The sequence below is a fragment of the Carboxydocella sp. JDF658 genome (genome assembly GCF_002049395.1).
GTDB lineage: Bacteria > Bacillota.
This window is the reverse complement of sequence record NZ_BDLR01000032.1, coordinates 60,531-84,276: the sequence shown is the minus strand read 5'-3', so window position 1 is coordinate 84,276 and position 23,746 is coordinate 60,531. Positions and strand designations below refer to the sequence as shown.

Annotated in this window: 24 protein-coding genes and 2 riboswitches; of the genes, 1 reads left to right on the top strand and 23 read right to left on the bottom strand. The window is 39.9% G+C overall.

Annotated elements, in window-relative coordinates; genetic code table 11:
• The 17 genes from cbiE to cobU form a co-directional block, all read right to left on the bottom strand.
• Positions 1-1,254 carry a precorrin-6y C5,15-methyltransferase (decarboxylating) subunit CbiE gene (gene cbiE, locus JDF658_RS06470; RefSeq protein ID WP_079906869.1) on the bottom strand — a complete coding sequence of 418 codons (1,254 nt, stop codon included), beginning with the start codon at positions 1,252-1,254 and terminating at the stop codon, positions 1-3.
• Positions 1,251-2,363 carry a cobalt-precorrin-5B (C(1))-methyltransferase CbiD gene (cbiD, locus tag JDF658_RS06465; RefSeq protein ID WP_078664427.1) on the bottom strand — a complete coding sequence of 371 codons (1,113 nt, stop codon included), beginning with the start codon at positions 2,361-2,363 and terminating at the stop codon, positions 1,251-1,253. Before cbiD ends, cbiE begins: the two co-directional genes overlap by 4 nt.
• A gap of 5 nt (positions 2,364-2,368) precedes the next feature.
• The gene (locus tag JDF658_RS06460; RefSeq protein ID WP_078664426.1) at positions 2,369-3,121 is read right to left on the bottom strand and encodes a precorrin-6A/cobalt-precorrin-6A reductase; all 753 of its coding nucleotides are present in this window, start codon (positions 3,119-3,121) and stop codon (positions 2,369-2,371) included.
• 101 nt (positions 3,122-3,222) lie between these two features.
• Positions 3,223-3,384, bottom strand: a riboswitch (cobalamin riboswitch).
• Between the two features lie 61 nt (positions 3,385-3,445).
• Entirely contained in the window at positions 3,446-4,750 is a 1,305-nt protein-coding gene (bzaB, locus tag JDF658_RS06455) for a B12 lower ligand biosynthesis ThiC-like protein BzaB (RefSeq protein WP_078664425.1), read from the bottom strand.
• Positions 4,747-5,865, bottom strand: a complete 1,119-nt coding sequence (gene thiC, locus JDF658_RS06450) for a phosphomethylpyrimidine synthase ThiC (protein ID WP_079906867.1) — start codon at positions 5,863-5,865, stop codon at positions 4,747-4,749. The genes bzaB and thiC overlap by 4 nt, the downstream gene beginning before the upstream one ends.
• Positions 5,862-6,914 carry a nicotinate-nucleotide--dimethylbenzimidazole phosphoribosyltransferase gene (gene cobT, locus JDF658_RS06445; protein WP_078664423.1) on the bottom strand — a complete coding sequence of 351 codons (1,053 nt, stop codon included), beginning with the start codon at positions 6,912-6,914 and terminating at the stop codon, positions 5,862-5,864. Before cobT ends, thiC begins: the two co-directional genes overlap by 4 nt.
• A gap of 84 nt (positions 6,915-6,998) precedes the next feature.
• Positions 6,999-7,184: riboswitch (cobalamin riboswitch) on the bottom strand.
• A gap of 62 nt (positions 7,185-7,246) precedes the next feature.
• Positions 7,247-7,474, bottom strand: a complete 228-nt coding sequence (locus JDF658_RS06440) for a hypothetical protein (RefSeq protein ID WP_078664422.1) — start codon at positions 7,472-7,474, stop codon at positions 7,247-7,249.
• A gap of 32 nt (positions 7,475-7,506) precedes the next feature.
• Complete coding sequence (locus JDF658_RS06435; RefSeq protein ID WP_079906866.1) at positions 7,507-8,814, bottom strand: VWA domain-containing protein; 1,308 nt, start codon at positions 8,812-8,814, stop codon at positions 7,507-7,509.
• Positions 8,811-9,671: a MoxR family ATPase gene (locus JDF658_RS06430; RefSeq protein WP_078664420.1), complete on the bottom strand. Its 861-nt coding sequence runs from the start codon at positions 9,669-9,671 to the stop codon at positions 8,811-8,813. The genes JDF658_RS06435 and JDF658_RS06430 overlap by 4 nt, the downstream gene beginning before the upstream one ends.
• 23 nt (positions 9,672-9,694) lie before the next feature.
• Positions 9,695-10,078, bottom strand: coding sequence for a hypothetical protein (locus tag JDF658_RS06425; protein WP_078664419.1), 384 nt, complete (start codon positions 10,076-10,078; stop codon positions 9,695-9,697).
• 111 nt (positions 10,079-10,189) lie between these two features.
• Positions 10,190-11,641, bottom strand: coding sequence for an IMP dehydrogenase (guaB, locus tag JDF658_RS06420; protein WP_078664418.1), 1,452 nt, complete (start codon positions 11,639-11,641; stop codon positions 10,190-10,192).
• Positions 11,642-11,748: 107 nt separating this feature from the next.
• A complete protein-coding gene (gene cobC / locus JDF658_RS06415; RefSeq protein WP_078664417.1) occupies positions 11,749-12,363 on the bottom strand; it encodes an alpha-ribazole phosphatase in 615 nt (204 codons plus the stop codon).
• A complete protein-coding gene (locus tag JDF658_RS06410; RefSeq protein WP_159071871.1) occupies positions 12,332-13,441 on the bottom strand; it encodes a histidinol-phosphate transaminase in 1,110 nt (369 codons plus the stop codon). Before JDF658_RS06410 ends, cobC begins: the two co-directional genes overlap by 32 nt.
• A 20-nt stretch (positions 13,442-13,461) precedes the next feature.
• The gene (cobS, locus tag JDF658_RS06405; RefSeq protein WP_078664415.1) at positions 13,462-14,205 is read right to left on the bottom strand and encodes an adenosylcobinamide-GDP ribazoletransferase; all 744 of its coding nucleotides are present in this window, start codon (positions 14,203-14,205) and stop codon (positions 13,462-13,464) included.
• 1 nt (position 14,206) lies between these two features.
• Positions 14,207-15,193, bottom strand: coding sequence for an adenosylcobinamide-phosphate synthase CbiB (gene cbiB / locus JDF658_RS06400; protein ID WP_079906864.1), 987 nt, complete (start codon positions 15,191-15,193; stop codon positions 14,207-14,209).
• Between the two features lie 2 nt (positions 15,194-15,195).
• Positions 15,196-16,701: a cobyric acid synthase gene (locus JDF658_RS06395; RefSeq protein ID WP_078664413.1), complete on the bottom strand. Its 1,506-nt coding sequence runs from the start codon at positions 16,699-16,701 to the stop codon at positions 15,196-15,198.
• On the bottom strand, positions 16,701-17,216 hold the full coding sequence (gene cobU / locus JDF658_RS06390) for a bifunctional adenosylcobinamide kinase/adenosylcobinamide-phosphate guanylyltransferase (RefSeq protein ID WP_159444458.1): 516 nt from the start codon (positions 17,214-17,216) through the stop codon (positions 16,701-16,703). The genes JDF658_RS06395 and cobU overlap by 1 nt, the downstream gene beginning before the upstream one ends.
• Here cobU and JDF658_RS06385 point away from each other — a divergent pair.
• Positions 17,200-17,850: an HD domain-containing protein gene (locus JDF658_RS06385; RefSeq protein ID WP_079906862.1), complete on the top strand. Its 651-nt coding sequence runs from the start codon at positions 17,200-17,202 to the stop codon at positions 17,848-17,850. The two genes, cobU and JDF658_RS06385, sit on opposite strands and share 17 nt — an antisense overlap.
• Here JDF658_RS06385 and JDF658_RS06380 read toward each other — a convergent pair.
• From JDF658_RS06380 to JDF658_RS06355, 6 genes are read right to left on the bottom strand one after another with little or no spacing between them, the layout of a single operon-like run.
• Positions 17,843-18,265, bottom strand: a complete 423-nt coding sequence (locus JDF658_RS06380; RefSeq protein WP_078664410.1) for a DUF3842 family protein — start codon at positions 18,263-18,265, stop codon at positions 17,843-17,845. The genes JDF658_RS06385 and JDF658_RS06380 overlap by 8 nt on opposite strands.
• An 11-nt stretch (positions 18,266-18,276) precedes the next feature.
• Positions 18,277-19,293 (bottom strand): hydrogenase expression/formation protein HypE, encoded by a 1,017-nt coding sequence (gene hypE / locus JDF658_RS06375; RefSeq protein ID WP_078664409.1) that lies wholly within the window; start codon positions 19,291-19,293, stop codon positions 18,277-18,279.
• A gap of 3 nt (positions 19,294-19,296) precedes the next feature.
• Positions 19,297-20,388 carry a hydrogenase formation protein HypD gene (gene hypD, locus JDF658_RS06370; protein ID WP_079906861.1) on the bottom strand — a complete coding sequence of 364 codons (1,092 nt, stop codon included), beginning with the start codon at positions 20,386-20,388 and terminating at the stop codon, positions 19,297-19,299.
• A complete protein-coding gene (locus JDF658_RS06365) occupies positions 20,363-20,602 on the bottom strand; it encodes a HypC/HybG/HupF family hydrogenase formation chaperone (RefSeq protein ID WP_078664407.1) in 240 nt (79 codons plus the stop codon). Before JDF658_RS06365 ends, hypD begins: the two co-directional genes overlap by 26 nt.
• The gene (gene hypF, locus JDF658_RS06360) at positions 20,602-22,866 is read right to left on the bottom strand and encodes a carbamoyltransferase HypF (RefSeq protein ID WP_078664406.1); all 2,265 of its coding nucleotides are present in this window, start codon (positions 22,864-22,866) and stop codon (positions 20,602-20,604) included. The genes JDF658_RS06365 and hypF overlap by 1 nt, the downstream gene beginning before the upstream one ends.
• The gene (locus JDF658_RS06355) at positions 22,863-23,609 is read right to left on the bottom strand and encodes a peptidoglycan-binding protein (protein WP_079906859.1); all 747 of its coding nucleotides are present in this window, start codon (positions 23,607-23,609) and stop codon (positions 22,863-22,865) included. The genes hypF and JDF658_RS06355 overlap by 4 nt, the downstream gene beginning before the upstream one ends.
• Positions 23,610-23,746: the final 137 nt, after the last annotated feature.

Here is a 23,746-nt window from a genome sequence, read left to right as displayed (position 1 = left end):
TCAATCACTCTCCGATTTTTTTCTGCCTGATATGATAAAGCATGGATTTTGAACATCCCATAACTGGGAGCAGCCAGGTCCGGAACGCATTCTATTCACCTGTAGTTGAATCGCCTCAATTTCCTGATATTGATTACCATGGAAAAAATCCCAGGCCGTTGCTGCAGTTTTTAACTGAGTAGCGGAGATAACCAGCCTACCTGCAGGCAGTAGTCTCTCATGAACATACTCCAGGATTTTGTCCAGCTTGCCACCGTGTCCACCTATAATAACCCGATGAGGAGATGGCCAGGAATGGCATATCTCTGGCGCAAACCCTTGATAAAAATGAATATTATTACAATTAAAGCGCTGTTGATTGGCTTTTAGCAGCTGTTCACTCTCCGGGCGGGGATCTGCGGTATATACTTGACTACCTGGAGAGAATAGAGCTGCTTCGATGGTAATACTGCCTGTTCCTGTGCCAATTTCCCAAATTGTTAAACCGGGTTCCAGGTAGGACTTGGATATTATGAGCGCCCTGGTTTCGGCTTTGGTAATTGGTGGTTTACCAGTAATAAAAAGATGTTCAGGAATACCTGGAGACTGGTATGGCCAAAATTTTGAATTCTTTTGTGGAAGGTATGCTAACAAGATATCATTCTTAAAATCATCCAGATTAGCCAATTCTTCCAGATGAAAAATAACCAGCTCTTCATCTGGCAAAGTCAAGTTACGAGCCAGGATAAAATCAGCTTCTGACCAGCCGCGGAATTTAAGCTCGGTTGCCAGTTGCTGAGGTTTAATGCGTGGGTCTGTTAAAATCCCAATTTTACCTGATGAGGGTAAGGATTGCATAACAGTGTGCAATTCCCGTCCATGAATACTAAACCACTTTACTTCTTCCCAGCTCCAGCCTAATTTAGCCAGGGCCCATTGGGCACTACTGATATTGGGGTAAACTTCAAGCTCAAATTCTGAACAATACTTTTTAATCGTGTTCAGAATACCAAAAAAACCAGGGTCGCCGGAAGCAACAATAACGATGTTTTGGTGTTGCAGATTTTTTAATTTATTCAATACCTCTCTAAAATTCCTGTCAATTAACCATAAATCTGTTTTTTTCTCGAGGAAAGGCAATATCAAATCCAGCTGGCGCTTTCCTCCCAGAATGATGTCGGCAGTTTTAATTAAGTCTTTATATGCTGGGAAAATAAAAGCGGGATTACCAGGGCCCAAGCCCACTAACTTTATTGATGATTTTTGCTTTGTCATGTTGCTTCCCCCAATAGTAAACCGGCTTGTGAACTCCAGGCTACAGGTATGCCAGCCATATTTGTAATAATAACTTCTACCTGGGCCTCATTAAAAATATAATCTTCAGCTCTTTTTTTAGCTTCTGCTGCTATCTGCCATAAGACCTTTTCCCCGTTATGGGTTTTAAGCAGATCTATTATTTCTTCAGTGGTATTAGCAAGAAAGACTTTTCTAACTAATTCAGACGAAAACCCCAGAAGGGCAGTGTGACAGGCCAAAATCTCTTGTCTTGCATCAGCAATTTTTGAATGAGTGTAAAAAATTCCTCCTGCTAACTTAACCAATTTACCCAGGCTACCAAAAATAATAACTTTTTTAAAACCCATTCCAATGGCATGTTCCAGCATAAAACCAATAAAGTTACTGCTCAATATTATGGCATCCTCAGGAAAAGCTAAAAATTTCTCAGCGGCCTTTTGGCCTGCTCTGCCCGGCGTCAGGATTATTTCTTTGTACCCAGCTGCCCGGGCAATTTCCAGCTGAGGCAACAAGGATAGCTTAAATCGCTCTTCAGACATGGGCTCAACAATCCCGGTTGTTCCCAGTATGCTAATTCCACCAATAATCCCCAGTTTAGAATTCAATGTTTTCTCTGCCAGTTTTTCCCCTTCCGGTACATAAATAGTGATTTCTACCCCCTGCTTAATGCCAAGGGAGACCAGGGTCTTTTTAATATTATCCAGGATCATTTGTTTTGGTACAGGGTTTATGGCTGGCTCCCCTACGGCAACTTTCAATCCCGGTTTTGTTACGACGCCAACCCCTTTACCACCTTTGATAACAATATGACCCGACTCAATCAATCGTACACAAGCACCAATTATATGACCATGGGTAACATCAGGGTCATCACCTGCATCCTTAATTACTTCAGCCCAGCCAAAGTCAGTGCCAATACCACAACTGGCAACAGGAATGTCAATCGTCTTTTGGTCTGGTAGAATTATTTTTATTTGCTGGGGATGTTTACCCGCTAGTGCCAGCAAGGCAGATACTGCAGCTGCCGTTGCGCAACTACCGGTAGTATAGCCTTTTTTCCCCGAAAAAAAGGACATATTTTTCTTCATAGTCCCTAAATCCCCTTATTATTTAGATAAGCAATTACATCATCTATTTTATTAAAAGCGTTTTCCTCTTGCTTAGATAAAACTATTAATGGTAAGCCTAACTCAAAAGCAGCTTTGGCCTTATTCTTTATCTCAGCATTATTTTCCTTAGCGACAATTACATCGGCTTTATAGGCTTGAAATAAAGCCTTGTTAAGTTTGGCAGAAAAAGGTCCCATCATGGCGATCAGGTTTTTGGGACTAATACCGTTTTTGAGGCACTTGTCAACCACTTTACTGTCGGGGATTACGCGAACAATAAATTGTTTTTCTTTTAGCGATGGGTGTTTTAATAAAAATTCCAGGTTATTGCTACCGGTTGTCAAAAAGATGTTACGACCAAAATTATTCAAGCTTGCCGCCAGTTGTTCCCAGGAATTAACTCGATGAAGCAGTTTATTATCTGGCAACAATGGCAGAGCATCACGATATTTAATGATCTCATAACCATTTCGCTGAAACCATTCCAGCAGAAAAAAAGGTGATTGAGAGAGCATAGGTCCGGAGTGATCGATAACTAACTTAATTTGATAGTTTGTCTTTAACCAGGGTAAATGCTCAAACATTTCCATTGCAGTAAAAGCATAATCGCTTCCATTAGCTAATGCCTGTTTTACTCCCAGGTCAGTAGCCGTTATTGTACAAAGGCAGTAACCGTGTTCCTTAAGTGGACGAATAAGTTTTTCCCCTGCTTTGGGCCCGGCAAAGATTACGATCATATCTCTCACGGCTCCGTTTATGAAAGATAAAAACAAAAACCCTGCCCGCTATAGGCAGGGTTAGCCTTCTTACCAACAACCTGCCTTTCCCTATCCTCCGTAGGTGAAGGCAAGTAGCAAGCAGGTCTCCTGGCTCAAGATCATCATCTGGTACGCCTTCCCGGTAATTGCCAGTGGCTAATTTGTACCAGACTCCCTTTCACAGTGGCGGGACCGCGTCAGATTTTCACTGACTTCCCTAAACTTGCTACACTTTTTTGTTGGCTTTATTATAACATTAGTCCTTTTCAATTGTCTATAAGGCAACAATAATTTTCTGAAAAATTAACACTCTCCGGCCGGAACGCCAAGATATTGGCTTACCACTTTCATGGCACAATAATCTCCGCACATAGTACAAACATCATCGCTTGAATTTAAAGGTGCTCGTTCCGAACGTATTTTTTCCGCTCTCTCCCGGTCGATTGCTACAACCATCTGTTCTTCCCAGTTTAATGATTTACGAGCCCTGGCCATGGCTAAATCCCATTCAGCCGCCCCTTTGACGCCTTTAGCCAGATCCCCTGCATGGGCGGCAATTCTGGCAGCGATTACTCCTTCCCGGACATCAGCGGCAGTGGGCAAGCGCAAATGTTCAGCAGGTGTAACATAGCATATAAAGTCAGCTCCTGCCGCCGAAGCCAGTGCGCCTCCTATAGCTGAAGTAATATGATCATAACCAGGCGCAATATCTGTAACCAGGGTTCCCAGGACAAAGTATGGGGCCTGATTGCTCAATTCTTTCTGTAACTGAATCGTAGAGTGGATATGATGTACTGGCACATGCCCGGGTCCTTCAATCATAACTTGAACCCCATACTCCCGGGCCCGGTCAACCAGTTCTCCAGCAATGATTAGGCCCTGAACCTGGGCACGATCCAAAGAATCATCTATACATCCAGGCCTAATGGCGTCACCAATACTGAGGACAACATCGTATTTTTTAGCTATTTCTAAAAGCCGATCAAACTGGGTATAGAGAGGATTTTCCGCCTGGTTGTGCAGCATCCAACCAGTTAAAAAGGCACCACCGCGACTAACTATATCCATTGTCCTTCCCTGTTTTTTCAGCCGGTTGACCACATCAAAATTCAGGGCACAATGGATAGCCATAAAATCTATCCCATCAGCAGCATGAGCCTCAATAGTAGCAAAGATATCTTCAGCTTTCATTTCGACAATACTACCGTATTTGGCGATTGCTTCTATTGCTGTTTGATAAATGGGCACAGAGCCAACAGGTAATTTGGTTTTAGCCAGGATTTCTTTCCGAATTCCATTGATATCCCCGCCAGTGCTCAAATCCATAATCGTGTCTGCACCGGCCTTTTCTGCAACCTGAAGTTTTTCCAGTTCCAGTTCCAGACTGGTGCTATCAGGGCTGGTTCCGACACTGGCATTCACCTTTGTTCTTAACCCTTTGCCGATGGCAACCGGATTACTATCTTTGCGGTTTTTGTTTTTCAATATAACAATCGTCCCTTCTGCTACGCCCTGGCGAATAAATTCAGGTGATACTTTTTCCTTAGCCGCAACATACTCCATTTCTTTGCTAATGATCCCCTGACGGGCCATTTCCAGTTGAGTCACTTCCCCTTCCTCCCTTTCTGAAGTCTATAATGATCGCCAAATCTAGCTGCTTTTTTTGCCGCTTCCACCCCTGCGTAAACGTGTTCTACAGTGGGAAAAGCAACATGTTCTGCTGGTGTAACATAACAGATAAAGTCGGCACCGGCAGCGACAGCCAATGCTCCCCCAATGGCACTGGTTAGATGATCATAACCAGGTGCAATATCAGTTACAATGGGGCCAAAGACGAAGTATGGACTATTGGAGGTCAATTTCTTCATTAAGTTAATTGTAGGATGGATATCCTGAATAGGAGTGTGACCAGGGCCTTTAACCTGGACTTGCACTCCAAAATCTCTTGCTCTTTTTACTAGATAACCTATTACAGCTAGTTCTGCTGTTTGAACTGTATCTAACGAATCATGGACACTGCCGGGACGAAAAGCATCAGCCAGGCTTAAAACTATGTCGTGTTTTTTCAGGATCTTCAATAGCTTATCATAGTGTTCGTATAATGGATTTTCCTTTTTATGCTCTAACATCCAGGCAGTTAGAAAAGTACCGCCATAACTTACAATCGGCTCTTGACGGTTTTGTTTCAAGTAAAGGTCCAGGGTGAATTGATTTAAAGAACAATGAAAACCCATGAAAGAGATACCGTCTTCAGCCTGCTTTTCTATAGTTTCAAATAACTGACTCGCCGACATTTTCAGACAGGATCCATATTTTTCTCTCGCTTCGATTAATGCCTGGTAAAGAGGGAGAGTTCCGACAGGTAAAGATGTTTCCCGGATTAGATTTCGGCGAAACTCATCGCTTTGCTGAGAGGTTCCTCCACTGGACAAATCCATAATGGTATCGGCACCAGCTGCTTCTGCGTTTTTAAGTTTCTCAATTTCTTCTGTATGATTGATAAAATGTTTTAAGGTGCCTATACTAGCGTTTACTTTGGCTGATAAAGGATAGCCTACACCAACTGGTTTGATATTTTTATGATTACGATTATTCAGGATAACAATTTCTCCCCGGGCTATTCCCCGGGCTAGTTCTTCTTTTGTAATGTTTTCTTGGCTGGCAACAAACTCCATGGTTGACGTGATTTGGCCCTGTGAAGCATTTTCCAGAACGGACGTCATGGGCCAGTCACTCCAGCATCTGCGAAGGTAGCCATTTCATTAATGATTTTACAAGCGCCTTCAACAATATGCATTGCTAAAGCAGCACCTGTACCTTCACCCAGGCGCATATTTAGCAAGAGCATAGGTTTCAATCCCAATAATTCAAGGATCATTTTATGACCAGGTTCCTCTGAGGCATGGGAAGGAATCATATATTCAACACTCAGCGGAGCAATCCGTTGTGCTATTAGTGCTGCTGCGGAGGAGATAAACCCATCTATAATAATGGGTGTTTTATTGGCAGCAGCACCCAGGATCAAACCGGCCAATCCAGCAATTTCGTAACCACCTACTTTAGCTAAAACATCAATAGGATCATTTACATTGGGCTGGTTTACTTCGATTGCTTTCCTTATAGCATTTTGTTTATTTTTTAGGCCGGCCTCATCGATTCCTGTACCACGGCCACAAACATCTTCAACCTTTAGACCCCCAAATACAGCTAACAGCGCTGAACTTGGAGTAGTATTAGCAATGCCCATTTCTCCAGTTGCCAGCAGAGTATAACCCTGATTTTTTATTAGATCTTTTGCTATTTCAACCCCGGCTTCTAACGCCTTTACTGCTTGTTCATAAGTCATCGCCGGTTCGATGACCATATTACGGGTACCGTAATCTATTTTTCTGTTTATTACACCTGGCAGGTCTATATCTACTGCCACTCCCATATCCACTACAAACACATCTGCATTAGAATGGCGCGCTAAAACATTGATTCCTGCTCCACCCCGGATAAAATTGGCTACCATCTGGTATGTAACTTCAGAAGGGAAAGCACTTACTCCCTCGCTAGCTACACCATGGTCACCCGCCATAACAACCACACATTTTTTAGATATTTGGGGACGCGGATTTCCTGTAATGCCAGCTAGCTGTTTAGCTATACTTTCTAATCTTCCTAAACTCCCCAGTGGCTTGGTCAGAATATCCAGTCTTACCTGGGCTTGCTGCATCGCTTCAGTATTAAGGGGGACTATTGAACTGATGGTGCGCTTTAACAAATCCATTTTAACTACCTCCCTCAAATTTTATAAGATAAAATTAAAAATCCGCAGCATGAAACATGCCGCGGACTTTACCATCATCCACAGTTATCTGCTATAACAACAGGCAGGTCTCCTGGCTCTCGGATCATAACAATGCTACCGCCTTCCCAGCAATAGTAGCCAGTGGCATATTGGTAGTTGCTCCCCGATTACAGTGGCGGGACCGCTCAGGATTTGCACCTGATTCCCTATTCTCCTCTCAAAAGAGGCACCTGTTGTCATAATATTCAGCTATATTAAATACATTTATTCTACACCTTTTCAGGTTTTCCTGCTTTCATGAACAAAAATATTTAATAATATCCTTTTTCTTCTGTTGGTTTATTTATAATAATATGAAAATGTCCAATCCCGTCCTGTAAATGATACTCGCGGCCACATTCAGGGCAAACTTCAGAATGTTCAAAGTCCAGGGCATGCAAACGCAAACCGCAAGTGCAAAAAATCTCTACATCCTTTATTAGTTTTCTAACTTCATCTTTTTTTAAGCTATCTACATTAAGACATACTTTTAGATTCACAATAATCCCACCTTGTTGTTTAGTTACTTATATTATAGCAAAAAACTTATGATTTTTTCCAGCTGATTGATATTTCGACACTCGAAAAAATAATGAAATAATGGCATAAAATCTTTTACCTGTGAGTCATCTTGATTCCAGCGCTCAATGGGTTCAGGATTTAAAAATATTGTTTTATTAAATTTACTGCATAGACCTCGCCAGTATTGGATACCAGCAGGCTGGTAATTGGTGCGACAATCACCAATTACTATTAATATACTATGGAAATAATGGTGATCAGATAGAAGATTACAAATTTGCTGTCCGACTAAAGCGTAATTACTAAACCCGCTAATAGACGCCTGACTATTGAAAAGTTCGGTAATTAATTCTTTAGACATTCTTTCCTGTGCAAGCAAATGGGAAATTTCTGCTACCTGATCCACAAACACAAAGGCTTTAACATTTTTAAAAACATTATAAATCCCTTGAACAAGCTGTAGTAAAAACAAGGCGTATGGACTAACTGAGCCAGAAATATCGCATAGAACGTATAGATTTGTCTTAGTAATTTTGGGCTTTTTATAATATAAATGATAGGGGAGAAAATTGTGTCTTATTGAAGTCGAAAAAGTTTTTTTAAAGTCAAAAAGTCCTGACTTGGCACGTATCCAGCGCCTGCTTTTTTTCATTGCCAGGTATCTTGTAAGTTTTTGAATGTGTTGCTCAATTACCATTTGTTCTTTTGTATCAAGTGATCCCAGGTCCTTGTTCACTAACATGTTTTCTTTTATAAAATCTTTTTTATTTTCTATACTTAGTTTGTTATACCAAAATTTTTTTACCTCGTTCTCAAAAATCTCTCGTGCACTTTCTAAATTAATTATTAATTGGGGATCTTCAGTTTTTAAGAGCTTGTTCTCAGTAATTTTCCATTCCAAAAAAACTTTTATCTTTTTATTAAATTCTTCGTAGCTAAGATTAAGATTTTTTTCTGAAATATAGTCCAATGACTTACTTATAATCCGCTTTAAACTATTCATATCTCCGAGAACAATATACTGAAATAGCTTTTCTTTAAAAGCTTCGGGTTGACCATATTCACTACTTGTAAATTCTCTATCACCGACAATATTTCCAACTGGAAGTTCTGAAGATTTATAAAATAGTATAGTTTCAAGCATCTTGGCCTGTATATCATCTTTAACCAGCGTAATGTAAAGTAAATCTTTCAAATTCCATTCTGTAGATGGGATAATTGTTAGTGCCTGTAAGAAATCACAAACTTCATCAGTACAAACTGGATAACCGTATTCGCGCAACTCATTAATTATTTGGAGTATTTTCCTCACTATCATAGGAGTGAGGCCACCTTTGGCATGATTGTCTTGATATCTTCTTCATATTTTAGTAATACGCATAATGATTGCTGAACCCAGTCTATGTTAAGGTCTTTTTGGCCGCTTACAAGGGCAGATTGGGCCCACTCTATTACTTCAGCTATACTAGGTGATTTCTTGATCTTTTGTTTTCTGATATTACTGGTAAAAGTGATAATTTTTTCAGCCAATATTTTATCCAGATCAGGCAATTTTTTTAGAATTATTTCTAACTCTCTTTCCTTGTCAGGATAATCAATGTAAAGATGGAGGCAACGTCGTTTTAATGCTTCACTGAATGCTCTTGTGTTATTGCTGGTTAACAAAACAAAAGGAATATGTTTGGCTTTGATAGTACCGATTTCGGGAATGGTAACTTGATATTCAGCCAGTGCTTCTAGCAGGAAACTTTCGAATTCCTGGTCGCTTTTATCAATCTCATCAATTAACAGAACTACTGGCTTTTCAGCAGTTAATGCCTGCAAAATTGGGCGGGCTAGATAAAATTCTTCACTAAAAATATTCTTCTTAATATCCTGCCAGTTAGAACCCTGATTCACCAATGTCTGAATGTATAAAAGTTGTTTTTGATAATTCCATTCAAATAATGCTTTGCTTTCATCTAGCCCTTCATAGCATTGGAGGCGAATGAGAGGCCTGTTTAAACTTTTAGAGATAACTTTGGCCAATTCAGTTTTGCCTACCCCTGCAGGGCCCTCAACCAATAATGGTTTTTTTAACTTTAAAGCCAGAAAAACTGCCATTACTGTACGGTCATCAGGACAGTAGTTATTTTCAATAAATAACTGTTTGAGTTGGTCTAAACTGTTTACCATTTTCTCCCCTCTTCCCTTTATCTCTATAAATAAAATTTGGTAAACATTACTCTTAAAAAAGCATCAATAAAAATAGTTAAGATGGTTGTGGCAGCAGGCCAGTAAGGGCGCCATTTCCAGTAAAGCATATGCAATACCGCCGCATTAAACAAAATATCCACAATCGAGACCAGCATAATATTTTCCCAAAAAACTTTTTCAGTAGTCAGGTTATAGAAACCAGTAAATAATATGCTTAAAATTGAAAATAGAAGTCCTAACATGGTAAGATTTTTCAGAGAAGGTACCATTTCTGTAGTAGTCATTTGACCAGTTAAAAACTTAAATCCCTGAAAGGCTGCAAATATATACCACATAATGGCCAGAGCTGTTACAGCTAACTGGGAATAAAATAGCAATTCTTGCAAGAACATTCGCCTCCACAATTATAATCTCAACATAATATAATTCTCGATAAAACCAGCAAAATCCTGCTGGTAATGTTAAGAGGTCTGGAACAAACTCCAGACCTCTATTGTTTACAAACTATAATTAGGTGCCTCTTTTGTAATAATCACATCATGGGGATGACTTTCTCTCAAACCAGCACTAGTAATTCGTATAAATTTTGTTTTAGTCTTCAGTTCTTGTATATTACGTACTCCACAGTAGCCCATACCAGCTCGCAAACCGCCTATTAATTGATAAACGGTTTCAGCAAGGGGACCTTTATAGGGTACACGGCCTTCAATTCCTTCTGGAACCAGTTTTTGCTCATTCTCTTGAAAATATCTGTCTTTGGAGCCATCTTTCATAGCTCCGATTGAGCCCATGCCACGATAAACCTTAAAACTGCGTCCCTGATAAATTTCCATTTCCCCAGGACTTTCTTCCGTACCAGCAAACAGACTGCCTATCATGACTACATCAGCACCAGCAGCAATGGCTTTTGTGATATCTCCAGAGTACTTTATCCCACCATCTGCGATAATGGGAATATTATATTTAGCTGCCTCTCTAGCACAATCATAAATGGCGGTAATTTGCGGAACGCCAATGCCTGCTACAACCCTGGTAGTACAAATGGAACCGGGACCAATACCCACCTTAATGGCATCAGCACCAGCTTCAATTAGGTCTCTTGTAGCCTCGGCAGTTGCCACATTACCTGCGATAATATTTAGTTCGGGGTATTTTTGTCTTATCCGTTTTACTGTTTCTATAACACCTCGAGAATGACCATGAGCAGTATCAACTACAATGGCATCTACCTTTGCAGCTACTAAAGCTTCTACCCGCTCATCAGTATCCTTGGCTACACCTACCGCAGCTGCAACTAAGAGCCGTCCCCTTTGATCCTTTGCAGCATTGGGATACTGTCTGGCTTTTTCAATATCCTTTATAGTTATTAAACCCTTTAACATAAAGTTTTCATCAACAATAGGGAGTTTTTCTACCTTGTGTTTTTGTAATATTTCTTTCGCTTCTTCTAAGGTTGTACCTATCGGAGCGGTAACAAGATTTTCTTTTGTCATAACGTCCTCAATAGGTAAACTATAATCTTTTACAAACCGTAAATCTCGGTTAGTCAAAATACCGACAAGTTTGCCCTGCACAGTAATAGGAACTCCTGAAATTCTATATCTCTCCATCAATTCCAGGGCATCTCTGATGGGATGTTGAGGTGACAAATAGATTGGATCAGTAATTACTCCGTGTTCCGAACGTTTAACCCGATCTACCTCCAGGGCCTGACGCTCAATTGACATGTTTTTATGAATTACACCAATGCCTCCTTCACGGGCAATGGCGATGGCCAGGCGGGCTTCAGTAACTGTGTCCATGCCAGCACTCATCAGAGGAATATTTAGTTTGATATTTTTTGTCAGGTATGTAGAGGTATCTACATCCCTGGGTAATACTTCGGACTTAGCTGGTATTAATAATACATCATCAAAGGTAAGTCCTTCCTTAAGGAATTTGTCTTCCATATCTAATTCTCCTTTCTTTAGTTTATAATTCGATTCGACCTAAATATTTCCCATTATTATAGCACAATCATAATAGTACGCCAAGAAAAAAATGCCCAATTCGGGCATTAAATTTGTTCCAGGTGACTGGTGTCATTTACCAGGCTAATTATATAACGGTCATTATATGCATCGATAATATTAAGAGCGGTGTTGTCCTGTCGGATATTCCAGAACAGATTAAGATTCATTTGTAAAGCACGGGCTAAGATTAAACGAATGGTACCACCATGGGAGGCAATTAGAATCATATCATCGTCCCTGTGCTGACACAGGATTTGTTGTAAAGCCTTCCATGCCCTGTCTGCTACTTGTGAAACACTTTCACCTTGCGGTATAACGACATTAACAGGGTCCCGTTGCCATGCATTCCAAACGTCAGGGAATTGTGCTGCTATCTCCTTATAGGTTAATCCTTCCCAAGCGCCAAACTTCGTTTCTCTAAATCCATTACATAACACTACAGGTTTTTGATGATACCTGGCAATAATCTGGGCTGTTTCTTGCGCTCGGGACAAATCACTGGCATAAAAGGCAGTTATCGGCCAGTTTTTTAGTCGTAATGCTAATCTTTCTGCTTGCTGGCGTCCAATTTCACTCAACGGGATGTCAGTATGTCCCTGGTAGCGTAATTGATTGTTCCAGATTGTTTCACCATGTCTTACCAGTAAGACTTTCGGCACTTTTTTTCACCTCAGTAATTATTTCTTGCATAGTTAAAATTAATGCCCGATTTTCCGCTTCTGTTCTTATAGCAACACGACAATAATATTCATTTAGTCCACGAAAGTTCTGGCAGTTGCGAATTAGAAAACCGGCATCTCTAATTTTTTGTTCTACATCTGAGACAGGTACTGGCAACTCCAGGAGAACATAGTTGGCCTGTGGTAACCAAAAATTTACACCCGCTGGTACCAGATAATCCTCTATTAATTCAATCATTGCTTCACGCCTTTTTTTGGCTAGTTTTCTACTAATAGCCTCGTAAGCAGAATCCTGTAAAGCTGCTGCTCCTGCTACCTGGGCCAATAAGTTAACATTCCAGGGGTCCTTATGAAATTTCAAAGAGGATATCATCTCTTTATTAGCCAGTAAAATTCCCAGTCTTAGACCTGGTATGGCATAAAATTTTGTAAGTGAATAGCTTATAAATAGATTAGGCCATTGATAGAAATCTTGTATAAAAGATGATTTTTCAGGTTCATCGACAAAGTCAATAAAGGCCTCATCAATCAAGACATTTACATTTTTAGAATAAGCACGATCAATCACTGGTAAAAGTCTCTGCTTCTCCCAGAGAAATCCTGTAGGGTTGTTAGGATTGGTAATTACTAACAGGTCTCCAGGGTTTGCTTCAGCTATTATCTCAAGCCAGTCTATATCCCAGTTATTTTCTTTTGCAAATGACCAGAACCGTATTTCCGCATCAGCTGCTAAAGCAGCACCTTCATACTCACAAAAAGAAGGAATAGGAAGATGAATGGTGCCTGGTTTTAGATATTTGAACAATAAATAAAAAAGTTCAGCGGCGCCATTTCCCCACAAACAGTAACCCGGATCCAGGTTGTTTTTTTTACAAAAAATTTGAGTTAATTCTGTGCATTCAGGATCAGGGTAATGAACTAATAAATTAAGATTGTCTTTAATTGCTGCTACTACGTTTGGAGATAACCCTTCGGGGTTTATATTGGCAGAAAAATCGATAACTTTTCTGAATCGCCAAATGTTACCGCCATGGTGACGTATAAATTTTTCTTTCAACCTACTACCCCCACCCAATATTATTTTAAAAGAAAATAGCCAGCTACTAGTATCAATATTTCTGTGATTTCATTAAGTGCTCCATAGAGATCACCTGTTAACCCACCAAAAAGTTTTGTAAACTTCTTTCCCCATAAAAGAGCAGTAATTATTGAAATTAAAAAAAGAAAAATATCAGCAAACTCTAACCAATAAGACATAATGATAAGGCTCAATATTGTAAAAAATGAGGCTAACATGAATTCCTTTTTTCCAGTATAGTTTTTAAACAAACTTCCCAATCCTTGTGGTCTAATATAAGGAAAAAAATAAATTACTACGACTTGATTGAATCTCGCCAGAACAGGCGCTAGTACGATCAATACCAGTTGCTTATTTTTAATAATTTCAATTAAAAAGCTGTATTTTAACAAATACAGACAAAAAGCACCGATTACTGCATTGCTGCCAACATGGCTATCCTTCATAATTTCTAACATCCGTTCAGGAGATCTGTTACTGAAAACTGCATCAATTGTATCTAGCAAGCCATCAATATGCATGGCACCTGTTAAAATAGTGTGAGCCCAAATTAGTAATGCAGCTAAAATAACACTACTTGCAAATGGTGCCAGAAAAACGGCAATTAGTAGATAAATTCCCCCCAGTAACAATCCGATTACTGGAAAATATGCGGTTGCTTTACCGAATGCTTTTTCATCCCATTTAACTTCAAACAGCGAAATTCTTGTTAAAGCATGTAAGGCAAAGATAGCTGACTTCATTTTAATTTACCCCTAACTTTAGTACTAGAGCTATACCTAAAAATCCAATGAAGGTTATAGTTAATAAGCCTGCAGTGAAAACAATTTTTTGGGTATTAATTATATCTCGCAACTCAAACTTCTTATTTTTATCTCCTAAGGTAGCCCGCCACTGTGGCTGACCATGGTAATAGTTTAATCCTCCCAGCTGAACTCCTAATAAACCAGCTATTACTGCTTCTGGATGACCTGAATTTGGGCTGGGATGTTTATGGGCGTCCCGCAACCAGATGATGAAACTTTGTTTTAGATTGAATCCTAATATTCCACCTGTGATTAATAAGCCCAATCCTCCTAATCTAGCGGGTAGCCAGTTAACCACATCGTCAAGGCGGGCTGCCCACCTCCCAAAATAAAGATAACGAGAATTTTTATATCCCCACATAGAATCTAAAGTATTTATGGCACGATAAATTATCGCTGCGCCAGGGCCTCCAAGAAAAGCCCAAAAAATGGGCGCAAAAAAACCATCGATGAAATTTTCCGCTACAGATTCAACAGTTGCTCTAATTATTTCTTCTTCATTCATATGTTCAGTGTCTCTGCCGACAATTTCAGCTACTTTTTTCTGGGCTAAAGCTATATTCCCTCTAGATAAAGGTTTTAATATTTTTGTTGCTGCCTTTAATAAACTTTTTAGAGCTAAGGAAAAATAGATGAGAATTGAGCCAGTGAAGACATATAAAATTTCATTATAGGCATAAGTTACGCTCAAAATTATTAAGCAAATTAGAGAAACTGCCAGTAAATAAACAATTAGCGCAATTATGCCCGATACTAATGCTTTTTTAAAATCGTTATGATTATGGTTCAGTCTTGCATCAATGTAAGCAGCCAGTTTTCCCATTCCTACTACGGGATGGGGTAACCATCTAGGGTCAGCTAGAAGCAAATCTAAAAAAAATGCAATAAAAATCATTATAATATTATTAATAATCCAATGCTCCATTTTTATCCCTCAATACCATTTTCTATCAATTTCATTAAATACTCCATATTTAAATTTTCTTTAATTAAATTGCCTAGCTGGGTTAAATTGTACTCTCTCCATTCTTTATAGTTACGCAAAGTAGTAATAGGTAAAAGTTTTTTTCGTTGACGCAAATAATTTAACCAGTTTCGACGGAATTGGTCATTATCAAAAATGCCATGGAAATACGTCCCCCAAATTTGTCCATGTGCAGTAATTGCTCCATCAGTTCGATTGTCATCCAGCTTAATAAACGGGGTTTCGGAAGGATCAAGAATGGTTTGACCCATGTGAATTTCATACCCTTTTACATCAAGTCCTGACTCTTCCAAATTAAAAAATTTATTAGTTAAAATACCATTACTAATTGTAGTTGTTTTTTCAGGCCAAAACTCTGTTTTCATTTTGATAAAGCCTAAGCCAGTTTCGAACCTTTTTGTACCTTCCACACCATGGGGATCGTAGATTTTTTCCCCTAGCATTTGATAGCCACCGCATATTCCCACTATTGGAATCCCTTGGGTTTGAGCGCTTTTTAAATAACTTTCCCAACCGGAAGTTCGTAAAAAGTTCAAATCGCTGATGGTATTTTTACTGCCAGGAATAATGATAGCATCAGGGTTGCCTGCAGCAGAAGGGTCAGATTCAAAACGCACACCTACATCTGGCTCAAATTTTAATGCATCAAAATCTGTGAAATTAGATATCTGAGGCAAGCGTATCACTACAATATCCAATCCGTTTGGTGGCAGAGGCTTAGATTGAATAGACATAGAGTCCTCTTCTTCCAGTGCCAGCTTTTGATAGGGCAGAACTCCTAAAACAGGAACCAGCGTTTTTCTTTCCAATATCTCAATCGCTGGTAAAAACAGATTGACATCGCCTCTAAATTTATTGATAATAAACCCTTTAATCAGTTGCCGTTCTTCTGGTTCTAATAATTCCATAGTTCCAACTAGTGATGCCAAAACGCCCCCGCGGTCGATATCTCCAACAAGTAAGACAGGCGACCTGGCATATTTAGCAACTCGCATATTTACAATTTCAGTATCTTTTAGGTTTATTTCCGCTGGACTGCCGGCACCTTCGATAACAATAACATCGTATTGATTTGCTAATCTGTGAAAAGCATCAGTTACAATTTTCCATGCCTGCAGCGACCAAGTGTTATGATACTCTCGAGCAGACATGTTACCGAGAGGCTTCCCCAATACTACAACCTGGCTTTGCATATTACCGGCAGGTTTTAATAAGATGGGATTCATATCAACACTGGGTAATATACCAGCAGCTTCTGCCTGTAATGCCTGGGCCCTGCCTATTTCCCCACCCTCATATGTAATGTAGCTATTCAGGGCCATATTTTGCGCTTTGAAGGGAGCTACTTTTAGCCCCTGTTCTTTCAAAATCCGGCACAAGCCAGCAACAATTAATGATTTACCGACATTAGAGCCAGTTCCCTGGACCATAATAGTCTTTGCCGCCATTATATCCTCTCCCCGTGCTTTTTTATATCTATTGCTATACCACACCAGACAAAATAAACTTTATTGCAAATTTCACCTAATAGCTGGTGTAAAGTTCCCAGTGCATCACCAAAGGTCCGGGTTAACTGGTTGCTGGCTATTCCTCCTAACCCAACTTCATTACTAACCAAAATAACTTTTCCTTGATATGTTTTTATTGTTTGCACCAAATCAGCAAACTCTTTTTCCAAATTCATTTCACTCAGCAATAAATTAGTTACCCACAATGTTAGACAATCAATTAACACCGTTGGTTGGACATCCCACTGATTTAGTTCATTTAGAATACAAGCTATTTTCTGTGGTTCCTCAACTGTTTGCCAGTGTGACGGGCGGCGTATTTTATGTTCATTTACTCTTCTGGCCATTTCTTCATCCCAGACCTGTGCAGTAGCAATATACACTACTTGCCTATCCGATGAAGCTAATTTTTCTGCCCACTTACTTTTCCCACTGCGGATGCCACCAACTACCAAAATTTTTTCCCCCGGCAAGTTTGTTACCCCTTTCTCCCCTGAATATTTTTTGCTATACTATGTCATAGATTTCTTGGATTGGAGGCAATATATGTTAAGACGGTTCAAGCAGTTTTTTTGGGCTATATTTTCGAAGATGACTGATAAAGATCGAGAATATGTTAACTCATATTTAAACTTGATGGAACAAACCCTTTTTTATCATTTGGATCCCATAACCCAAAAGCATTGTGTCCGGGTTGCCAGAACCTGCGAAAAATTATTTGATCGACTAGATTCTGAGCAACAAAGCTGTCTTAATCGAGAAGCATTGATTAAAGGAGCTCTATTACATGATATCGGTAAGGTAAGTTTCCAAATATCCTTGCTGGAAAGAGTTATCATGGTAATGGTAAATGCCCTTTTCCCAGGATTAGTTAAAAAATATGCATATCTTGATTATCGCAGTCCGTTATCCTGGTGGCATCGCATGTGTCATTCCTATCTTTATCACGGGGAAATTGGCTGGAATGTAGCCAGGACCATTAATACCATTGATTCTATTACCTTACAACTAATTAGGCATCACCATTCTCAGGAACACAAAATTCCCGCAGAGATCGAGATTTTAAGATTGGCCGATAATCTCAATTGAGATCATCGGCCAGTTTGTTTCTTATCACATCCACCAGTTCATTGATTAAATGAGGTAATGGCTCATTGCTATTGCTTATTAGCTTGATTTGATCACGACAAATAGGTAAAAGATATTTTTCTTTATCTATACTAGCTATAGCCGTAGCTATAGCAGGAGTTATTTCCCCTAACATTGAATTCGGAATAACTATACCTAGCGGTCCCACAATTATGTCTACGTTTTTAATGCTGTAACAAATAGCATTTTCTCCTGAGGCAGCCTCATTGGCTCCTGCTTTCAACATATTAGCGGCCGCCCAGGCATTGGTAGCCAGGGCTATTATCTCGATTTTTTCCCCAAAAACTTTACGCAGTTTTTCAGTAATATGTTTTCCAATACCTCCGCCTTGACCATCAATCACAGCAATACGCATAAAACCTCTCCCTAACAAATCCTGGGCAACTGATCGCCGGCCAGCATGTCGAGAATCCTTTTTCCGCCCAAGGCTGTTTTAAGGTAAACTTTATTATTTGAGTTTTCTTTAGGTTTGTCTACTACTTTACCGATAATCGCCGCGTCACGGCCAAGAGGATGGTTCTTGATTGTAGCTAATGCTATATCAGCAAATTCTTCCGGTAAAATGGCGATAAATTTACCTTCATTAGCAATATATAAAGGATCTAGCCCAAGAATTTCACAGGCACTAAAAACCTCATCCTTTACTGGAAGCTTTTCCTCCCATAATTCTATCATTACATTACTCTGGTAGGCTATTTCGTTGAGGGTAGTTGCCAAACCGCCACGTGTGGGATCGCGCAAAACATTTACCCGGGGTACATTTTCCAGCAACAGGGCAATTATTTCATTTAAAGGAGCACAGTCACTGAAGATAGGTACGGAAAATTCCAGTCCATGTCGTTCAGCCATTACTGCTACCCCATGGTCTCCTAAAGTTCCATTTACGATTATTACATCACCTGGCTGAGCGTTGCGTCCGCTAATATTTCTGCCTTCTGGAATTAATCCAAAACCTGTTGTGTTAATGAAAATGCCATCGGCTTGTCCCTTTCCAACTATTTTGGTATCGCCTGCTATTATTTTCACACCAGCCGATGCGGCCGTCTCAGCCATACTCTGGACGATTCTTTCCAGTTCTGCCAGGGGGAACCCTTCCTCAATTATGAAAGCTGCTGTCAAGTATAATGGTATTCCACCGGACATGGCGACATCATTTACAGTTCCACAGACAGATAATTTCCCTATGTTTCCACCGGGGAAAAAGATCGGATTAATAACGAAAGAATCAGTCGAAATAGCCCAGTTCATACTGCTGCCTGGTACGATAGCCATATCATCCTGTTTTATGAGAATTTCGTTTTGAAAATACTTCAAAAACAGTTCAGAAATTAGGCGATGAGATAATTTGCCACCACTGCCATGGCCGAGTGTAATAAATTCCATGGTTCACACCCCATATCTGTAATATGCTGCGCATGTTCCTTCAATAGAAACCATACATGCACCTACTGGTGTTTCAGGAGTACATTTTCTACTAAACAATGGACATTCAGGTGGTGTAACTAGGCCCCTTAAAACTTCCCCACAACGACAACCCTTAGGTTCATGAGCAGAAAAATCGGGAATGTTAAACTTTTCCTTTGCATCAAAAGTTTTGTATTGATCTTTTAATTCAAGGCCTGTTTCGGGAATAAGACCGATACCACGCCAGTAGGCATCGGCAGGTTGAAAAATTCGATTGACTATTTCTCTGGCCACTGGATTGCCTTCTGTTTTAACAATTCTAGGATAAGCATTTAATATTTGAGCCTGGCCGTTTATAAGCATTTGCAGGATTTCATAAATTCCCATTAGAATATCCACGCCTTCAAAACCAGCTATTACGCCAGGCAAGTTATATTCGTTAGCAAGGAAAACATAAGGCTCAAGGCCGATAATAGCAGAAACGTGTCCTGGTAATAAAAATGCGTCTATTCCTATTTCTTTGTTTTCAGCTAAAGCCCTTAATGCGGCAGGGATCGTTTTATGGCTTCCTATAATTGAAAAGTTATTCAGTCCCTGCTCTGCTGCCAGCAAAACCGCACTGGCTACGGTTGGAGTTGTTGTCTCAAAACCTATACCCAGAAATACAACTTCTCTTTCAGGATTTTCCTGTGCTATTTTCAGTGCATCTAACGTACTGTATACAACGCGAATATCAGCACCCAATGATTTGGCCTGGGCCAGGGAATACTTACTACCAGGAACTTTTAACATATCGCCGAAACTGGTTAAGATTACACCTTTTTCTAGGGCCAGCCAAATGCTCTGGTCAATGTAGTTATTAGGTGTAACACAAACCGGGCAACCGGGCCCGGATACCAATTTCACATTTTCAGGCAACAGAGAACGAATGCCCGATTTAAAGATTGAAACTGTATGGGTACCACACACTTCCATTATTTTTACTTGGGGCAATTGTAAGGCTAGCTTGGTGATTTCCTGAACTAGATTTTTTGCTAGTTGCGGGTTTTTAATTTGCGAAATGGTGTTCTGCATTTTTTTCCTCCAGCTCCTGTAATAATTTAATAGTTGCTAAAGCAGCTTCCTCATCTACAACATCAATAACAAAACCAGCATGAACAAGCACATAATCATTAACTGAAGCGGACGGACATAGTATTAAACTAACTTCCCGTTTAACTCCCATCAGTTCCACAACTCCAGTGTTTTCTTTCTTTTCAATCAGTTTACCAGGTACAGCTAAACACATTATTTTTCACTCCTTAAATATGCTAAATAAATTTGACCGGCAGCTATGCCACCATCATTACAGGGAATTGTCTGATGCCAGTAAACTTCGAAATTGTCCTGTTCCAACCTTGAAACACTTTCTCTTAAAAGAATTTGATTCATGAACACCCCACCACTCAGACAGACCTTATTTATTCCGTACTGGTTTCTTATTAAGAGGCAGATTTCATTGATTGCATTTGCTATGGCTAAATGGAAGCCAAAAGCAAGGGTTGAAATAGCCTCACCTTTGCGGAGATAGGCGGAAATTTGTTGTATTAACGGTCGCCAGTCAAAAAACCATTTTTTCTCCTGCTGGATTATATCTAATTTTAAAGGAATTGATTTAGTGCTATGATAAGCTATATTTTCCAGCTCAATGGCAGCCTGTCCATCATACGTAATTTTTTCACGTAAATTTAGTATTGCTGCTACACCATCAAATAGCCGTCCCATGCCGGTGGATAGAAAAACATTAAGATGATTGGATAGCATTTTCTTGAAAATACTAATTTCGGGCCTATTGTTAAAGTTGGCATTCTTTTCTTTTATGCCGGCTAGCTCCTGTAAAACATATCCTAAACGCCAGACTTCCCTAATAGCTTTTTCGCCACCAATTAACGGGATGGGAAGTAAGTGAGCTACTCGCCGAAAATCTTTACCATCACCGATAAAAACTTCACTGCCCCAGAGAGTTCCGTCGTAACCATAACCAGTGCCATCAAAGGCAATACCGATAACGGGCTCTGCCAGTTGATGCTCTAGCATGCAAGCTCCAATATGTGCCTCATGGTGCTGTATAGCCAGTTTAGCAACCGGTTGTTCCAGAGCCCATTTAGTGGCTAAATATTCAGGGTGTAAGTCGTGTACGATTAGGCGCGGTTTTAAATCCAAAAAACTTGTCAGGTCATTTATACATTCTTCAAAGGCTCGATAGGCTTCCTCATTTTCCAGGTCGCCCAGGTGATGACTGAGAATAATATCTTTACCTTTAGCTATTGCGATAACATTTTTTTGTTCTGCTCCCGTTGCAATAATATGGCTAAATTCCTCAGGCAGTTTGATGGCTAGAGGAGCAAAACCACGAGAGCGTCTTATCATAAAGAGTTTGTCCCTAAAAACGGTTGCAACTGAATCATCACAGCGGCGTTTAATTTCTCGATCGTGTAACAGAAAGTAATCTGCAATCTGATTAAGATTTGATACCGCCTCATCATTTTTGTATTCTATAGGTTCATCCGTTTTGTTGGCGGAAGTCATAACCAGATACGGTGGTGAAAACTCAAATAATACCCGATGCAGAGGAGTGTATGGTAACATCACCCCATAATTAGGATTTACAGGGGCAATCTCATCAGCCAGAAGCTGAGTATCCTTTTTGGGCAGCAGGAGAATTGGTTTTTCAGGACCTTGAAGGATTTTTTCACTATAAATGCTAGTTTGCACTATCGCCTTTAGTGTATTGATGTCTTTGCACATAACAGCAAGAGCTTTTTCTTCCCGGTTTTTTCTCCGTCGTAAAGTTTTTACCACGTCAGAGTTCCGGGCATCGCAGGCGAGATGAAAACCCCCCAAGCCTTTGATAGCAATAATCTTGCCAGCAGATAAAAATTCTCCCGCTTGTTTTATAGCTTCAATTCCTCTGGCGATAATGTTTTTTTGTCTATCGAGCAGACTGACCTGTGGGCCACAGTGCCAGCATGCATTAGGCTGGGCATGAAAACGCCGATTTGTGGGGTCGTTATATTCCGCCGCACACTCCGGGCACATTTGAAAAGTTTTCATTGTAGTATTAAAACGATCGTAGGGTAAAGCTTCGATAATTGTATAACGAGGGCCACAATTTGTACAATTTATAAAAGGGTATAAATAACGTCTATCTTCCGGAGTTAACAATTCTTTTTCACAGTCAGAACATAAAGCTGTATCTACAGGTACAGATATTTGTTTGTCACCTGCTCCCTGGCTTTTGACAATGATAAAACCTGATTGCATTGATATAGGTAACTCAGTATTAATTATCTCAATCTTGTCAATTACAGCCATAGGAGGAGCTACAATTGGTATCTGTTGAACAAATGCGTTTAACACTTCCTCTGACCCTTCTATCTCTAAAAAAACCCCTTGGGTATCATTGCCAACCAATCCGCTGAGTTGATATTTGCTGGCAAGATTGTAGATAAACGGCCTGAACCCTACTCCCTGTACTACACCATAAATGCGGACTAGCCAACGTTTAATCATAATCCAGCAGCCTTTCTCACCATTCTTTGATGATCAGGATCAGTTATAGAAACACCCGATTTAGTATAACTGGAACCGTGGGTACGGCTGTTAAGAAAATGAACGCAAAAATGTCCGGGAAAGTTGTTAATTGCAGGAGCTCCTTCTCCATGGGGCATACCATTGATTGAGGCCGCCCAGTATTGTCCGTTATAACAAACAATAACCGCTCTTCTGTCCCAGCTCCACCTTCCATAAAGAGATCTAAGGACTTCAGTATCAGCAGCTGTTAAAGGAATAACATCGGCATGGTTATGCCCGTAAATCCGCTTGACATTAAACTGTTTCCCGGTTTCCAGATCGATAATTTGGGCGATTGTACCTACTTCCCAAAGCTGATTGACTAGCGACCAGTCTATCAGCTGTCCATACCCTGGTTTACGGAGGTCTCCACTGCGGCTAACAGTTTTTGTTCTACTTTTGTTCTGCTTTTTTAATGTTGCCCATGTAGCTGGGCCTACTTTACCATACGCCGGTAGACCCATGCGTTTTTGCCATTTAACAACTGCAGCATGGGTACGATTATCAAAAATGCCGTTAATAGGCCCATTATAGACTTTTTTCTGTTTTAGCAAAACTTGCAATTCTTTAACCAAAGGACCCTTATCACCGTTTTGCAAATATTTTGTTGCCCCCAGGGCACTTGGTATGAACATCGAATGGAACAAAATAATACATAGCACATAAATAGCTAATTTACGCAAAAGAACGGCTCCTTTCTTAAAATATTATGACAAAACTATTATAACAAGAAAAAACAGCCGAAACAATTCAGAAAACTGACGGAAATTGTCGTGAATTGTCTGATAATTTATCAACAGAATTATCCACAGTTGTGGAT

Coding starts and splice junctions, on each gene's coding strand:
- cbiD (WP_078664427.1), bottom strand. CDS start 2,363: ATGAAGAAAAATATGTCCTTTTTTTCGGGGAAAAAAGGCTATACTACC.
- JDF658_RS06430 (WP_078664420.1), bottom strand. CDS start 9,671: ATGGTAAACAGTTTAGACCAACTCAAACAGTTATTTATTGAAAATAAC.
- JDF658_RS06380 (WP_078664410.1), bottom strand. CDS start 18,265: ATGCGTATTGCTGTGATTGATGGTCAAGGCGGAGGTATTGGAAAACAT.
- JDF658_RS06460 (WP_078664426.1), bottom strand. CDS start 3,121: ATGATCGTAATCTTTGCCGGGCCCAAAGCAGGGGAAAAACTTATTCGT.
- cobS (WP_078664415.1), bottom strand. CDS start 14,205: ATGAAGTCAGCTATCTTTGCCTTACATGCTTTAACAAGAATTTCGCTG.
- hypF (WP_078664406.1), bottom strand. CDS start 22,866: ATGATTAAACGTTGGCTAGTCCGCATTTATGGTGTAGTACAGGGAGTA.
- JDF658_RS06365 (WP_078664407.1), bottom strand. CDS start 20,602: ATGTGTTTAGCTGTACCTGGTAAACTGATTGAAAAGAAAGAAAACACT.
- JDF658_RS06435 (WP_079906866.1), bottom strand. CDS start 8,814: ATGATAGTGAGGAAAATACTCCAAATAATTAATGAGTTGCGCGAATAC.
- thiC (WP_079906867.1), bottom strand. CDS start 5,865: ATGACGTCCGTTCTGGAAAATGCTTCACAGGGCCAAATCACGTCAACC.
- cbiE (WP_079906869.1), bottom strand. CDS start 1,254: ATGACAAAGCAAAAATCATCAATAAAGTTAGTGGGCTTGGGCCCTGGT.
- JDF658_RS06385 (WP_079906862.1), top strand. CDS start 17,200: ATGCCACCAACTACCAAAATTTTTTCCCCCGGCAAGTTTGTTACCCCT.
- hypD (WP_079906861.1), bottom strand. CDS start 20,388: ATGCAGAACACCATTTCGCAAATTAAAAACCCGCAACTAGCAAAAAAT.
- cbiB (WP_079906864.1), bottom strand. CDS start 15,193: ATGGAGCATTGGATTATTAATAATATTATAATGATTTTTATTGCATTT.
- hypE (WP_078664409.1), bottom strand. CDS start 19,293: ATGGAATTTATTACACTCGGCCATGGCAGTGGTGGCAAATTATCTCAT.
- JDF658_RS06395 (WP_078664413.1), bottom strand. CDS start 16,701: ATGGCGGCAAAGACTATTATGGTCCAGGGAACTGGCTCTAATGTCGGT.
- guaB (WP_078664418.1), bottom strand. CDS start 11,641: ATGGAAGACAAATTCCTTAAGGAAGGACTTACCTTTGATGATGTATTA.
- cobT (WP_078664423.1), bottom strand. CDS start 6,914: ATGGATTTGTTAAAGCGCACCATCAGTTCAATAGTCCCCCTTAATACT.